Annotated in this window: 14 protein-coding genes; all 14 read right to left on the bottom strand. The window is 47.1% G+C overall.

What is annotated here, in order from left to right:
- Positions 1-15: 15 nt before the first annotated feature.
- The 14 genes from dapG to infB all read right to left on the bottom strand — a co-directional run bounded on the left by dapG (position 16) and on the right by infB (position 14,452).
- A complete protein-coding gene (gene dapG, locus P3X63_RS09525) occupies positions 16-1,230 on the bottom strand; it encodes an aspartate kinase (RefSeq protein WP_026587020.1) in 1,215 nt (404 codons plus the stop codon).
- A gap of 97 nt (positions 1,231-1,327) precedes the next feature.
- Positions 1,328-2,368 carry an aspartate-semialdehyde dehydrogenase gene (asd, locus tag P3X63_RS09520; protein ID WP_026587019.1) on the bottom strand — a complete coding sequence of 347 codons (1,041 nt, stop codon included), beginning with the start codon at positions 2,366-2,368 and terminating at the stop codon, positions 1,328-1,330.
- Between the two features lie 115 nt (positions 2,369-2,483).
- A complete protein-coding gene (gene dpaB, locus P3X63_RS09515; RefSeq protein ID WP_277692911.1) occupies positions 2,484-3,077 on the bottom strand; it encodes a dipicolinate synthase subunit B in 594 nt (197 codons plus the stop codon).
- Positions 3,074-3,973, bottom strand: coding sequence for a dipicolinic acid synthetase subunit A (gene dpaA / locus P3X63_RS09510; RefSeq protein ID WP_026587017.1), 900 nt, complete (start codon positions 3,971-3,973; stop codon positions 3,074-3,076). Before dpaA ends, dpaB begins: the two co-directional genes overlap by 4 nt.
- 177 nt (positions 3,974-4,150) lie before the next feature.
- The gene (locus tag P3X63_RS09505) at positions 4,151-4,411 is read right to left on the bottom strand and encodes a YlmC/YmxH family sporulation protein (protein ID WP_026587016.1); all 261 of its coding nucleotides are present in this window, start codon (positions 4,409-4,411) and stop codon (positions 4,151-4,153) included.
- Between the two features lie 82 nt (positions 4,412-4,493).
- Positions 4,494-5,723 carry a M16 family metallopeptidase gene (locus P3X63_RS09500; RefSeq protein ID WP_277692768.1) on the bottom strand — a complete coding sequence of 410 codons (1,230 nt, stop codon included), beginning with the start codon at positions 5,721-5,723 and terminating at the stop codon, positions 4,494-4,496.
- 35 nt (positions 5,724-5,758) lie between these two features.
- Entirely contained in the window at positions 5,759-6,661 is a 903-nt protein-coding gene (locus tag P3X63_RS09495; RefSeq protein WP_236251261.1) for a polysaccharide deacetylase family protein, read from the bottom strand.
- A gap of 217 nt (positions 6,662-6,878) precedes the next feature.
- Entirely contained in the window at positions 6,879-8,996 is a 2,118-nt protein-coding gene (pnp, locus tag P3X63_RS09490; protein ID WP_026587013.1) for a polyribonucleotide nucleotidyltransferase, read from the bottom strand.
- Positions 8,997-9,196: 200 nt separating this feature from the next.
- Positions 9,197-9,466, bottom strand: coding sequence for a 30S ribosomal protein S15 (gene rpsO, locus P3X63_RS09485; RefSeq protein ID WP_026587012.1), 270 nt, complete (start codon positions 9,464-9,466; stop codon positions 9,197-9,199).
- 203 nt (positions 9,467-9,669) lie between these two features.
- Positions 9,670-10,629, bottom strand: a complete 960-nt coding sequence (ribF, locus tag P3X63_RS09480; protein ID WP_026587011.1) for a bifunctional riboflavin kinase/FAD synthetase — start codon at positions 10,627-10,629, stop codon at positions 9,670-9,672.
- Positions 10,630-10,645: 16 nt separating this feature from the next.
- Complete coding sequence (truB, locus tag P3X63_RS09475) at positions 10,646-11,575, bottom strand: tRNA pseudouridine(55) synthase TruB (protein WP_277692767.1); 930 nt, start codon at positions 11,573-11,575, stop codon at positions 10,646-10,648.
- A gap of 67 nt (positions 11,576-11,642) precedes the next feature.
- Complete coding sequence (gene rbfA, locus P3X63_RS09470; protein WP_026587009.1) at positions 11,643-11,990, bottom strand: 30S ribosome-binding factor RbfA; 348 nt, start codon at positions 11,988-11,990, stop codon at positions 11,643-11,645.
- An 18-nt stretch (positions 11,991-12,008) separates the two neighbouring features.
- Positions 12,009-12,287, bottom strand: coding sequence for a DUF503 domain-containing protein (locus P3X63_RS09465; RefSeq protein ID WP_020451433.1), 279 nt, complete (start codon positions 12,285-12,287; stop codon positions 12,009-12,011).
- The gene (gene infB, locus P3X63_RS09460) at positions 12,284-14,452 is read right to left on the bottom strand and encodes a translation initiation factor IF-2 (RefSeq protein WP_026587008.1); all 2,169 of its coding nucleotides are present in this window, start codon (positions 14,450-14,452) and stop codon (positions 12,284-12,286) included. Before infB ends, P3X63_RS09465 begins: the two co-directional genes overlap by 4 nt.

The raw sequence follows: 14,452 nt of genomic DNA, 5'->3' as shown, positions 1-14,452 counted from the left end.
ATGATTCAATCACATTTATTTTGATAGTTCAAACACTTCGTGCAAAGCGTTTACGGCCGTTGCCATATTTTCCTCGTGAACGAGCACCCAGATCGTCGTATGGCTGTCAGCGGACTGCAGGATCGGAATGCCTTTTTCCGACAAGGCGGTAACGATTTTTGAGGTGACGCCCGGCACTCCCATAATACCGGCACCGACTGCTGAGACCTTCGCACAGTTTTTCGTCACGACAGGTTCATAGCCCAAATCTTTCAGTATCCCGAGCGCCTTGTCTGTCATGCTTCCGGCGACCGTATATACAATTTCACTTGGTGTAATATTAAAGAAGTCAACGCTGATCCCAGCATTGGCCATCGCTTTAAACACTTCGGTCTGTACATTATATTGTCCTTCTTTTGCCGGAACCTTAAACTGGGTCACATCTTTTACATGGGCGATTCCCGTGATGAGCCGCTCAAACACATCGCTTCCGGCCTTAGAGGTATGGTGGCTGGTTACAAGTGTTCCGGGTTCTTTTGAATATGTCGACCGAACACGAATCGGCACCTTTGCCTGCATGGCAATTTCTACCGCTCTCGGATGGATCACCTTCGCACCCTGGTAGGCCAAATTGCAGATTTCCGTATAGGTAATGACAGGCAGCGGCTTTGCTTTTTCAACGATTCGCGGATCTGCGGTCATGACGCCTTCGACATCTGTGAAGATATCGATGAATTCCGCATCCAATGCCGCTCCGAGCGCGGCGGCCGAAGTATCGCTTCCGCCTCTGCCGATCGTTGTGATGTCGCCTTTTGCAGTTGCCCCTTGAAAACCGGCGACGACAACCGCATCATGTTCGGCCAGCATGCTGACAAGACGCTCCGGTTTCATTTCGAGAATTTTGGCGTTCGTATGCTGGTTATCCGTTAAAAACCCGGCCTGTGCACCTGTTAAAGCCGCGGCTTTAATTCCGTTTTCCAAAAGCATGCTCGCAAATACAACAGAAGAGATCGTTTCACCGCATGACAAGAGCATATCCTGCTCCCGCTCGGTAATCGCATCCTGACCGCCGTATAGCAGCTCAAGCAATGAATCGGTTGCATACGGGTCGCCTTTCCGGCCCATCGCCGATACGACAACAACCGCTTTGTATCCTTCATTGACCGCACCTTGGATATGGCTTAAAGCGAGTTTTCTGCCTCGGTCGTCCTTTACAGACGTTCCTCCAAATTTTTGAACGATGATTTTCAATTTATTTCACTCCAAGTTGATTTCGGACGTAACAGAAGAGAGCAGGCTGTTTAAAGCCTTACTCTCTTCTTCCAATGTCCCGTTAGAAATCTTTACATTAAACTAAGTTTAAAGCTTTTAAGCTTTCTGCGATTTGAACAGAATTCCAAGCCGCGCCTTTGAGCAGGTTGTCGGAAACAACCCAGAGATGAAAGCCGTTTGGCCGGTCGAGGTCTTTGCGCACCCGTCCGACAAACACATCTCGTTTTCCCACTGCATCGGCAGGCATTGGATATACCTGTTCTGCCGGGTCGTCTTGAAGGATGACGCCAGGAGCTTCTTTTAACAGGTTTTTGATATCTTCTGCCGTTACATCGTCACGGTCTGTTTCGATATAGACGGATTCCGAATGTCCTGTTGCAATCGGCAGTCTGACACATGTCGCTGAGACTTGAAGTTCAGGCATGTGCATAATCTTTTTCGTTTCATTTATCATTTTCATTTCCTCAAACGTAAACCCGTTCTCCTGGAACTTATCGATTTGAGGAATAGCGTTAAATGCGATTTGATAGTGTTTTTCATCGCTTTTGACCGGCATGATTTCAGGCTCGAACGGCTTTTCGTTTAAAATTGCTTCCGTTTGGCCGTAGAGCTCTTTTATCGCTTCATTTCCGGCACCTGACACAGCCTGGTAGGTTGAGACGATGACTTTATTCAAGCCGAAAGCCTTGCGGATCGGCTCAAGCGCAACGACCATTTGGATCGTCGAACAGTTCGGGTTTGCGATGATGCCGTTATGCTGATGCAAATCTTCCTCATTAACCTCAGGCACGACGAGCGGAGTGTTTTCATCCATTCGAAACGCGCTCGTGTTGTCAATGACGATCGCCCCGCGTTTGACCGCTTCATGGGCAAGCGCCTTTGAAACGCCTCCCCCGGCGCTGAACAGCGCGATGTTTACGCCTTCAAAGCTTTCCGGTTTAGCTTCTTCTACAATATGCTCTTCACCTTTGAATGTCAGCTTCGTACCTGCCGAACGCTTTGAGGATAATAAAGTCAGTTTATCCAGTTCAAAGTTTCTGTCTTCTAGCGTTTTTAGCATTTGCTGTCCTACAGCGCCTGTCGCACCAACTACTGCTACATGTAATCCTCTGCCCAATTGTAAAACTCCTTCCACCTTAATCGTCGTAACGATTGGTTGACTATGCATTTTACATTTTATTTTAACATAGAAGTGAGCCGGGGTGATTGATATTTTTTGTTACATCTTTAAATTATTGCTCATGATTGACAAGAACGGGCTGAATTTGTTTATGAAACAGCGCTTCTTCGACCGCCGGCAGCAAAAGGTCCATTTTGGCGACGAGGGAATTCGGCTTTTTGTAAGGGTCATCCTGCCCGAATGGGATGAAGAAGATGTTTTTTGTCGTCATCAGCCTCATCAGGTTGACGCCGTTGAGGCCGAGGGCATCATTTGTGGAAATGCCAAGGACGACCGGACGCGAGTTTCGAACCGTCGCCTTCGCCGCCATCAGCACCGGAGAGTCCGTCATCGCGTTTGCGAGCTTGCTCATCGAGTTACCCGTTAAAGGCGCGATCACCATGCAGTCAAGCGGTGTTTTGGGGCCGAGGGGCTCAGCTTTCGGAATGGAATCAATACAATCAAAACCTGTCAGTTCTTCGATTTTCCTTACCCACTCCTGCCCTTCTCCAAAGCGTGTGTCCGTCGATCTGACAGTATGCGTCACGATCGGTCTGACTTCCGCCCCTTTGTTGACAAGCTCTTCGATTTGCGGAAATACGGCATCATACGTACAGTGTGAGCCTGTAAGGCCAAATCCGATTCTTTTCCCTTTGATCGACATTATGACAGCCCCTTTCGGTCGGTTGTTGTTTGTGATAAAAGGTTGCACAAAACATTGGCGATGATCTGACCAGCCGTTTTCGGCGCGACAATCCCGGGAAGTCCGGGAGCGAGCAGGGCTTTAATGCCCTGTTTTTCGGCAAAGTCAAAATCTGTGCCTCCGGGACGGGTTGCTAAATCGAGAATTAATGTTCTCGGCGTCATTCGCGCGAGCGCTTTTTGATCAAGGATGAGACTTGGAACGGTGTTGATGCAGATGTCAGTATCCTCCACATGCTCTGCAAGATCTTTTGTATGGAAAGGCTCAAGTCCCATTTCCATAATTCTGGCCAGATGTGCGGAGTCGCGGGCGCCGACTTTAACATTTGCTCCAAGAGCCGAAAAAGCGCGGCTGATGCTCATTCCCGTTCGCCCGAGTCCGAGGACCATGACGTTTGAACCGTGGATCGTATAATCGGTATGCTGTATGGCCATCATGATGGCCCCTTCAACTGTAGGTATCGAGTTGTAAATCGCGATATCGTCTCTTTCAAAAAGCTTGATCAGACGGCGGTTCGCCCCTTTTGCCATTCCGTCTAAATAACGATTTGAAATTCCTGTATAAATGTCGCAGTGAGGCTTTGTTTTTTCCAAATGCTCCTGCTTTAATATCACTTCTTCATTTGAGAAAACGGTCGCAACCGCTCCTGCTGCGGATGTTCCAGATACAGGCAGGATGATGCTGTCTATTGCTCCAAAATCCAGTTCATTTAATTTTAATTTCGTAGCTCCGGTAAACCCGTGGTCAAGCTGATCAAATCCGACCAGAAATACCTTCGCGTCCTGTTCCGTCAGCTTGCGGATGATTTCAAGCTGCCTCGCATCACCGCCGATGATGGCAATCGTCAATCCGGTTAACATGGCTTTAACATTCACCTTCTTTTTGACAAGGATCTAATTCCATAAGCTAATTTCATCATATGATAAAAAGGAAATAGCGGTGAATTGAAATACATCCCGTGAAATAGATGAAAGCCCGGCCTTTCCTGAGGGCGGAACAGCCTTGAAAAGGCAATAAAAAAAACCGGCTGCCGCCGGCTATTCTTCTTTTATTCCGCTGTCTTCAGGAACATCGAGAATAATCATGTCTGTTCCGATTTTTTGAATCTGCGTCCATGGCACCCTGATGTCATTCCCCTGCTTTCTGCCAAGTCCGAACCATTTCACCGAAGGGATGATGAGGGCGGTGATCTGTCCGTCCTGTTCATTGATCTCAAGGTCGGTCTGCCCAAGCACGCCGAGGCGCTCAGCCCGCTTGATATCGACGATCTCTTTTCCCGAAAGCTCGCTCAGCCTCATAAAAAAACCCCCTTTTGTTATGATGTATGTACGAACAGCAAAAAACATGCCTGCCGATCAAGACAAGCATGTTTTTTCTCATTTATTTCGGAAGTTCTCCGGTCGGACTGATCAAGGCTTGAGAATAGTCGTCCGTAAACATCCGGTTGGCGAGATTGTTGACGCGGTCGAGATTGACGGCGTTCAGTTTTTCGATAATCTCATCCAGCGTCCGGTGCTTTCCGAGCAGCAGCTCATTTTTTCCGTTGCGGCTCATTTTGCTGTTCGTGCTTTCAAGACTGAGCATCAGGCTGCCTTTCATTTGCTCTTTGCTGTTTTCCAATTCTTTCGGGGTGATGCCATCCGCTTTTAACACGCGAAGCGTTTCATGGATCGTTTCTGACAGAAGCTGCAGCTGGCTGGCGCCGGTTCCCGCATAAATCGTCATCATTCCGCTGTCTTCATATGAGCTGTGGTAGCTGAATACGGAATAAGCGAGTCCTTTATCTTCGCGAACATCCTGAAAAAGGCGGCTGCTCATGCTTCCTCCCAAAATGTTGTTGAGTACGATCAGGTCGTAAATTTCGGGGTGGCCGACTTCAAGTCCATTGAACCCGAGGCAGAGATGAGCCTGTTCAGTATCTTTTTTGCGCGTCATTTGTTGATGATGAAATTCCGGTTTTGCCATTCCTGTTCTTTTTCCGTTCGCTTCATATGAACCGAAATGCTTTTCCGCTTCTTTGATAAAGCTTTCAGGAACATTTCCGGCAATCGAAATCACGACCCGGTCCGGTGTATAGTATTCGTCCATATAGCGGCGCAGGGCATCTCCGTCAAAGCTCGCCAGCGTTTCCTCTGTTCCGAGAATCGGATAGCCCAGGGAATGGCCGCCGTATGACGCCTTGCTTAAAAGATCGTGGACGATATCATCAGGCGTGTCTTCATACATTTTAATTTCTTCAAAGACGACGTTTTTTTCTTTTTTTAATTCTTCCTCGTCAAATGATGAATGGAAGAACATATCCGAGAGCACTTCCAAAGCGAAGCTTGCATGTTCATCAAGAACTTTGGCATAGTAGCACGTATACTCCTTTGAGGTAAACGCATTGACCTGGCCGCCTATTCTGTCAAAAGACTCCGCAATGTCTCTGGCCGTGCGCGTTTTTGTCCCTTTAAAAAACATGTGCTCCAGAAAATGCGAAATGCCGTTGATCTCCGGTGTTTCGTGTCTTGACCCGGTTCCAATCCAAACGCCGATAGCTACCGACCGGACAGTGGGATTGTTTTCAAATACGATTCTTACCCCGTTTTGACAAGTATATCGTTTAATCAAATCTGTTCCTCCTATTCAACGAACGGGCCTTGCATCTATTTGACCAAAAGCCTTTTTTCATTCAGCAGCTGTGAGACAGTTCCGATGTGATAGCCTTTTTCATGAAGGTTTTGAATCAAAGCATCAAGGCTTTTGGCAGTTGGATCTGTCGGATGCATCAATATCATGGCACCGTTGTGTACTTTGCTTAATACCCGTTGCTGCAGAACGGCCGGCTGCGGCTTCTGCCAGTCGATTGTATCGACTGTCCACATCACCGTACCCATTCCCATTTGGTGAGCCTGATCGACGACTTCTTTGCGGAAGCTGCCGCTCGGCGGCGCAAACCACTTTGGTTTGACCCCGAGGGTTTCTTTAATTTGTTCATTTGTCATCCGCAGCTGTTCTGAGATTCGTTCTCTCGTCAGTCTGCTCATATCCGGGTGATTGTATGAATGGTTTCCAATTTCATGGCCGCCCTTTACGATGGATTTTGCCAGATCCGGATGGTTTTTCACCCATTTGCCCTCCAGAAAGAATGTGGCTTTCACATGATGTTTGTTCAATATGGGAAGCATTTTTTCCAAATGCTCATTCCCCCAGGCGACATTGATAAGAAACGATACCATCGGTTTATCGGGATGTCCGCGGTAAATCGGCTCAGGCTTTAAAGACTCCAGATGGACTTTTGGTCTCACTTGGTCGTAAACAAGAAGCTTTTCATTGAATTCGCCAGCCTCTTTTATTTTTTTGTAAGACTTTTCGATGTTCACCTTTATACCGTTATACCCCGGCATCGCTTTCCAAATCTTATCGATTTTTGCGTTTTGCGGTTTCGCTTCGTACTCAGGCGCTTTTTGCACCAGCTCCTGATACAGTTCATCCTTTTGAGCGGCGACGGTCACCGCATCCTTCTTCATCGCATCTATGTAATCGAGTGAGTATGGATGATTCATCATCTGATATGAAATAACCAAAAGAAAGAAAAAAACGGACAACCGAACCAATGTTCTTTTCAACCTATCCTTCCTCCCTTCCCCACAAAATATGTGAGATAAGGACAAGATAGAACTGATCGGTTTCAAACGGCTGTATCAGCTTAAAGCAAAGAAGCCGGGTCTCCCAGGCTTCCTTTTTCCTTTTGATGGTTAAGACAGAAGCAAGACAGACACCGTTTTACGATTTTTGTTCTTCTTTTTCCTTCTGTTCACGCAATACTGCTTTTCTTGATAAATTGACGCGTCCTTGCTTATCGATTTCCGTTACTTTGACAAGGATTTCGTCACCGATTTTCACGACATCTTCCACTTTGCCGACGCGTTCAAGCGCAAGCTCTGAAATGTGGACCAAACCGTCTTTTCCGCTGAACAGTTCAACGAAAGCGCCGAATTTTTCAATCCGTTTGACTTTACCTAGGTAAAGCTGTCCGACTTCCACTTCTCTGACAAGGTCTTCAATGATTTTCTTCGCTTTTTGGTTCATGCTTTCGTCAGTGGAAGCAATAAAGATTGTGCCGTCTTGTTCGATATCAATTTTAACGCCTGTGTCTTCAATGATTTTATTAATTTGTTTTCCGCTTGGTCCGATAACGTCGCGGATTTTATCCGGATTAATCGTCATTGTCAAGATCTTCGGCGCATACGGCGACAGCTCTTTTCTTGATTCAGCCAATGTGCTCAGCATGCTGTCAAGGATCTCCATTCTGCCTTTTTTCGCCTGCTGGAGCGCTTCTTCCAAAATCTCTCTTGATAGACCGGCAATTTTAATATCCATTTGCAGCGCGGTTACGCCTTTTGACGTTCCTGCTACTTTAAAGTCCATATCTCCAAGGGCATCTTCCATTCCTTGAATATCTGTCAGAACAGTGTAATGTTCGCCAGATTTGACAAGGCCCATTGCAATTCCGGCGACAGGCGCTTTAATCGGCACCCCGGCATCCATCATGGCAAGTGTGCTGGCACAAATGCTCGCTTGAGAAGTGGAACCGTTTGATTCGAGCACTTCAGAGACAAGGCGGATCGTGTATGGAAAGTCTTTTTCAGACGGAACAATCGGTTCAAGCGCACGCTCTCCAAGTGCACCGTGCCCGATCTCGCGGCGTCCCGGTCCGCGCATTGGTCCTGTTTCCCCGACGCTGAATTGCGGGAAATTATAGTGGTGCATAAAGCGTTTTGATTCTTCCACACCGAGACCGTCCAGAATTTGAACATCGCCGAGCGCACCGAGTGTACAGATGCTGAGCGCCTGCGTCTGGCCTCTTGTAAAGAGCCCTGAACCGTGTGTTCTCGGCAGCAGTCCGACTTCTGAAGAAAGCGGGCGAATCTCATCGACCGCACGTCCGTCAGGGCGAACCTTTTCTTCGGTGATCAGACGGCGCACTTCGTTTTTCACAAGCTGTGATAAAATATCCTTTACTTGTTTAAGCGTTTCTTCATCATGTTCTTCTTCCTCAAATTTCGCTAAAACTTGATTTTTCATTTCGCTGATCGCGTCTTCGCGGGCATGCTTTTCATGGACCTGGATCGCTTTTAACAAATCGCTTTCCGCCATCCCCCGCACTTTTTCTTTCAGATCAGCATCGATCTCATACAGCGCCACTTCTGTTTTTTCTTTTCCGACAGCAGCGACGATCTCTTCCTGGAAGGCGATTAAACGCTTAATCTCTTCATGACCGAACATGATCGCTTCAAGCATGATTTGTTCGGGAACTTCTTCGGCACCCGCTTCCACCATGTTGATGGCGTCTTTCGTCCCTGCTACAACTAAGTGGATATCGCTTTTTTCAAGCTGATCAAGCGTCGGGTTGATGATAAACTCGTTGTCGACCCGGCCGACTGTGACACCGGCAATCGGACCTTCAAACGGAATATCGGATACGCAGAGCGCAAGGGATGAACCGAACATCGCGGCCATTTCTGACGAACAATCCTGATCAACACTCATGACAATGCTGACAACTTGAACTTCATTCCGGAAACCGTCTGCGAACAGCGGGCGGATCGGCCGGTCGATTAAACGGCTGGCGAGAATCGCTTTTTCACTAGGTCTGCCCTCTCTTTTAATAAAGCCGCCTGGAATTTTCCCGACTGCATAAAGCCTTTCTTCGTAGTTCACGGTTAAAGGAAAGAAATCGACGGTTTTAGGTTCTTTTGAAGCTGTCGCCGTGCTGAGTACAGCCGTATCTCCGTAACGCACCATGACAGCCCCGTTTGCTTGTTTTGCAAGCTGGCCGGTTTCAACTGTGAGCTTGCGGCCGGCCCAATCTATGGAAAAGACGTGTTTCTCTTGTCCCATTCTTATATGAACTCCTCTCTTCGGATAGTTTTTCGTTACTCCTATTATGAACGAAATGAATTAAACATATCAATGGCAAAGTGCTATGTAAAGACCTGAAACAGGTGATTTAAGATCATGTATATGAAAAACGTGTTTTGGAGTTGCCGGATATTCGTTCTTATACGATAAAAAAGCGGGAATCCTCCCGCTTTTTACGATTATCGACGTAATCCTAGCTTGTTGATCAACTCACGGTAACGAGTTACGTCTTTGTTACGAAGATACGTAAGAAGATTACGACGTTTACCTACCATTTTAAGAAGACCGCGACGTGAGTGATGGTCTTTCTTGTGAACGCGCAAATGCTCGTTCAAGTTGTTGATTTGATCTGTTAGGATAGCGATCTGAACTTCCGGTGATCCCGTGTCAGATTCGTGTGTTTTGAACTCGCTGATGAGTTGGTTTTTACGCTCTTGAGTAATTGCCATCCTGTTTCACCTCCATATAATATTAGCCCCGTTTACCTAGCAAACGCCGGTGATTCGATTTGCCAAGTGAACGGTTTTTAAAGCTACAGACAATATGATACTAGAAAGACGGTCCATATGCAACTATTTATTATAAACTTTGAGAAGCCCGGCCATTTATCACCCATTGTTGACAGGGATTCACTTTTCAATACGTATTTTGATCATCTTTTGCCGGCTAAAAGCTCTTCAAAAAAACGGATCGCTTCTTCTTTGTCCTTTGTGATCTGTTCAACCAGCTCATCGACACCGGCGAATTTTTTTTCGCTTCTCAGCCGTTTATACCATTCAATTTTCATTTCGCTGCCGTATATTTCCCGATTAAAATCAAATAAGTTCACTTCTATGGAAGGCTGGCCTGGCCGCTTCTCGTAAAAAGTCGGCTTGTATCCGACATTGCAGACTCCGTTGTATAATGCGCCGGCTATTTCCGCTTTAACGGCATAGACACCGGTCGGCGGGACAATGTATGTGTCGGAAAGACCGATATTGGCAGTCGGGAAGCCGATCGTCCTTCCTCTTTTATCACCGTGAATCACGACGCCTTTTACATAGTACGGCCTGCCGAGCAGTTCCGCGGCATATTCGACATCGCCCGCTCCAAGGACACTGCGGATCCTTGTTGAGCTTACCTTTTGATCATGGCTTGAGTATTTGGCGACAGACGTGCTTTTAACACGACCTCTCGCATACTCCTGAAAATTTTCCATCGTGCCTTTTCCAAATTTCCCGAAGGTAAAGTCAAATCCCGCGACAACATGGGATACATGAAGCCCGAGAATATACTGCTCGATAAAGTCCTCAGGCGAAAGGGCGGCAAATTCGGGGCTGAATTCCACGATGTATAGAAAGTCGGCTCCCAAATCTTCAATGATTTTTACTTTTTCGCTCAAAGGTGTGATTAAATCCTTGGGCTCCCGGCCTTTTTTCAGAACGGCTGACGGATGGGGATGAAAGGTCATCACAGACGTTTTGACCCCTTCTCTCTCCGCCGCGGCTTTGGCCGTGAGAATGACTTGCTGATGTCCCAGGTGAACACCGTCAAAATAACCTAATGCCATAACTGATGTTGGAACATCCTCACGCTTCAGATCGTGTGGATGGGAAATATGTATCGTCTTCAAGAACGGTCACCTTTTCTTATTGTTCGCTTTTTTGCACGAGTACTTTTGCCGGCTTCAACAAGCCGGGTTTTGTCGGATGCGGATAATAGATGGCTGTACACCGGCCTTCTTCTGTAAAAACGGCAAGACGGGCGTCTGCATCCATTTCAGAAAAACGCTCAGGTGTTTCAAGCAATGCTCCATTTTCCACTTTCTTAGCTAATGTATCACTAATTATCCATTTCGGCAAATGATCAAGCGCACGCTCAATTGTAACGAGCTGTTCAGACAATGTGCCGTTTTCCATATGTTCATTCAGCTGCTCAAAGCTCAGACATTCATCAAGGGAGAATGATCCAGACGCCGTTCTGATTAAATGGGACATATGGGCGGGGAATCCGAGCTTTTCCCCTATCGCAACCGCCAATGTCCTGACGTATGTGCCCTTTGAACAAGTCACACGAAACCTGAAGCTGACCGTATCATCATCAGAGCGGATGTCAGAAGTCAGCTCGATACGGTGAATGGTGATCGTCCGCTTCGGCCTTTCCACCTCGATTCCCGCCCTTGCGTATTCATACAGCTTTTTGCCGCCTACTTTGACTGCGGAGTACATAGGCGGAACTTGTTCGATCGTTCCTTCAAGGCTTTGAAGAACGCTCCTCACGGCTTCTTCATCAGGCGGGGTGCTGACTGGCCGCTTTTCTATGATTTCCCCCGTCTGATCTTCTGTCGTCGTTGAAAAGCCGAGCGTTATTTCAGCATCATATGTTTTTGATTTTTCGGTCAGATACTCGACGATTTTGGTCGCCCTTCCGACACAAATTGGGAGTACGCCTGACACTTCAGGATCAAGCGTCCCTGTGTGTCCGACTTTTTTTGTTTTGAGCAGCTTGCGGATCTTCATGACACAGTCATGGGATGTCATACCGACCGGTTTATGTAAAAGCAGGACTCCGTTATACACGCCTTTTCCCCCTTTCTTATGTCAGCTAAAAAGGACAGACGGTAAGTCCGCCTATCCTGGATAGCTTTTATTCTTTATTTGAATTGAGCTCGTGAATCAATGTTTCGATACGGTTTCCGTAATCGATGGATTCATCGAATTCAAACTGGATTTCAGGTGTTTTGCGAAGCCTGATTCGGTTTCCAAGTTCGGAACGAATAAAGCCCTTCGCTTTTGCCAAGCCTTTCAGCGTCTCTTCCCTCTTCTTTTCATCTCCAAGAACGGAAATATACACTTTGGCGATTTGCAGATCACCTGAAACTCTGACATCGGTCACTGTTAAGAATCCGATTCGCGGATCCTTCAGCTTTCTTCCGATAATGTCACCTAGTTCTTTTTTCATCTGCTCACCCACACGGGTAGCTCTCATCGTCATGACTATACCACCTCTATGTTAAAACCACTCTGTTCTCGTGATCGTCCGTTCGATTTCCGGAAAAGAGTCGATAAAGCTAAGAACGCGCTGCAGCTCTTTTTCCGTTTGCACGCGAGAGGAAGAAACGGCGGCAATGCCGAAGCTCGTGCGCTGCCAAGTATCCTGGTAGTCGATTTCTGAGACAGAAACGTTAAATTTCGCCCGGATTCTTGTGATCACCCGCTTCAGCACCGCCCGTTTTTCCTTGAGTGACGATGCATCGTAAATGATGCATTCGCATTCAACGAACCCGATCACTTTCTTTCAATTTCTTGCATGACATACGCTTCGATCATATCGCCTTCGCGTATGTCGTTGTATTTCTTAATGGTGATACCACATTCATACCCTTGTGAAACCTCTTTTACATCATCTTTAAAGCGTTTAAGAACATCCACTTCCCCTTCAAAGATGACGACGCCGTCGCGGATTAAGCGGATTCCGCTGTCCCGCGTGATCGTTCCTTCCGTCACATAGCCTCCGGCAATCGTTCCGATTTTGGAGACTTTGAATGTTTGACGGACTTCAACCATTCCGATCACTTTTTCTTCGTATTCAGGGTCAAGCATCCCTTTCATGGCTGCTTCGATTTCGTCGATCACTTTATATATGATGCGGTGAAGACGGATATCCACATTTTCGACTTCGGCTGTACTCTTAGCATTTCCGTCAGGTCGGACATTAAACCCGATGACAATCGCGTTTGAGGCCGAAGCTAAAATAATGTCTGATTCGGTAATCGCACCGACACCTGTGTGAATGATTTTCACTCTGACGCCTTCGACTTCGATTTTTTGCAGAGCGGCGGCGAGCGCTTCAACAGACCCTTGAACATCAGCTTTGACGACGAGGTTGATCTCTTTGACATCGCCTTGTTTAATCTGTTCAAATAAATCGTCAAGGCTGAGCTTCGCTTTATCGCTGCGCTGTTCTTCAAGCTGTTTTGTCGCGCGGGCTTCACCGACAGAACGGGCTGTTTTTTCATCTTTGAAGACAAGGAACTGATCCCCTGCATTCGGAACTTCATTCAAGCCTGTGATTTCTACAGGCGTTGACGGGCCGGCTGATTTGACGCGTCTGCCGATATCGTTGACCATCGCGCGCACGCGGCCAAATGTGTTTCCGACAACGATCGGATCGCCGACGTGAAGCGTTCCGTTTTGAACGAGCAGTGTCGCAACAGATCCTTTTCCTTTGTCAAGCTCGGCTTCGATGACCGTTCCTTTTGCTCTGCGGTTCGGATTTGCCTTGAGCTCTTCGACTTCGCTGACTAAGAGAATCATCTCGATGAGTTCGTCGATCCCTTCACCTGAAAGCGCTGAAAGCGGAACGAAAATCGTCTCGCCTCCCCATGCTTCAGGAACAAGGCCGTGCTCTGTCAGCTCTTGCATAACGCGGTCCGGATTTGACGTTGGTTTGTCGATTTTGTTGACGGCGACGATAATCGGCACCTCAGCCGCTTTGGCATGGTTGATGGCTTCAACCGTCTGAGGCATCACACCGTCATCTGCGGCGACGACGAGAATCGTGATATCCGTTACTTCCGCTCCGCGCGCGCGCATCGTTGTGAATGCAGCATGCCCAGGTGTATCAAGGAAGGTGATTTTCTTGCCGTTTTCCTCAATTTGATAAGCGCCGATATGCTGTGTGATGCCTCCGGCTTCGCCTTCGACGACTTTCGTTTTTCTGATGCTGTCAAGAAGCGTTGTTTTTCCGTGGTCGACGTGGCCCATGATCGTGACAACCGGCGGACGGATTTCGAGATCTTCTTCGTTGTCCGGTTCTTCGTACTTTTCAAATTCGGTTTCTTCGTGGACGATGACTTCTTCGACTTCGACGCCGTACTCCGCAGCGATCAGTTCAACCGTGTCTTTGTCAAGATCCTGGTTGATCGTCGCCATGGTGCCGAGCAGCATCAGCTTCTTAATGATTTCTGACGGCTCTTTTCCGAGCTCTTCGGCAAGTGCGCCGACCGTCATTGAATTTGTAAATTCAATTTTTTCCGGCAGCTCTTTTTTCGGCTTGAATTGTTTTTCCTGCGGAGCTTGATGTTTGTTGTTGCGCTTGTTCTTTTTGTTGTTGTTGTTTTTCTTTTTGTTTTTATTGTTAAATTGAGTATTCTGCACGTTATTCTTCTTTCCGTCTCGATTTTTGTTTGGCTTATTTCCGGCATTCTGTTTTGCGGCTTCTTGCTGCGGCTTTTTTTGGCCGCTTTGATCGGCGTTCTTTTTGCTTGCGCCCTGCTTGCTTCCGCCGGACTGACCGCCTTTTTTGAATTTTTGGTCAAGCTGTCTGATTGCATTTTCTTCAATCATCGCCATATGGTTATTGACTTCGATATTCATATCTTTCAATGCCGCGATAATATCCTTACTTGAAACATTGATGGCTTTCGCATATTCATAAACTCTCATTTTAGCCAT

The organism is Bacillus sp. HSf4, from assembly GCF_029537375.1.
GTDB lineage: Bacteria > Bacillota > Bacilli > Bacillales > Bacillaceae > Bacillus > Bacillus sonorensis_A.
The sequence above is the reverse complement of the archived record's forward strand: the minus strand, read 5'-3'. Positions and strand labels throughout refer to the sequence as shown.

Excerpts from the sequence above, each read along its gene's own strand:
- dpaA (WP_026587017.1), bottom strand. The coding sequence starts at position 3,973 with ATGTTAACCGGATTGACGATTGCCATCATCGGCGGTGATGCGAGGCAG.
- P3X63_RS09505 (WP_026587016.1), bottom strand. The coding sequence starts at position 4,411 with ATGAGGCTGAGCGAGCTTTCGGGAAAAGAGATCGTCGATATCAAGCGG.
- P3X63_RS09495 (WP_236251261.1), bottom strand. The coding sequence starts at position 6,661 with ATGATGAATCATCCATACTCACTCGATTACATAGATGCGATGAAGAAG.
- pnp (WP_026587013.1), bottom strand. The coding sequence starts at position 8,996 with ATGGGACAAGAGAAACACGTCTTTTCCATAGATTGGGCCGGCCGCAAG.
- rpsO (WP_026587012.1), bottom strand. The coding sequence starts at position 9,466 with ATGGCAATTACTCAAGAGCGTAAAAACCAACTCATCAGCGAGTTCAAA.
- rbfA (WP_026587009.1), bottom strand. The coding sequence starts at position 11,990 with ATGACGATGAGAGCTACCCGTGTGGGTGAGCAGATGAAAAAAGAACTA.
- infB (WP_026587008.1), bottom strand. The coding sequence starts at position 14,452 with ATGGCTAAAATGAGAGTTTATGAATATGCGAAAGCCATCAATGTTTCA.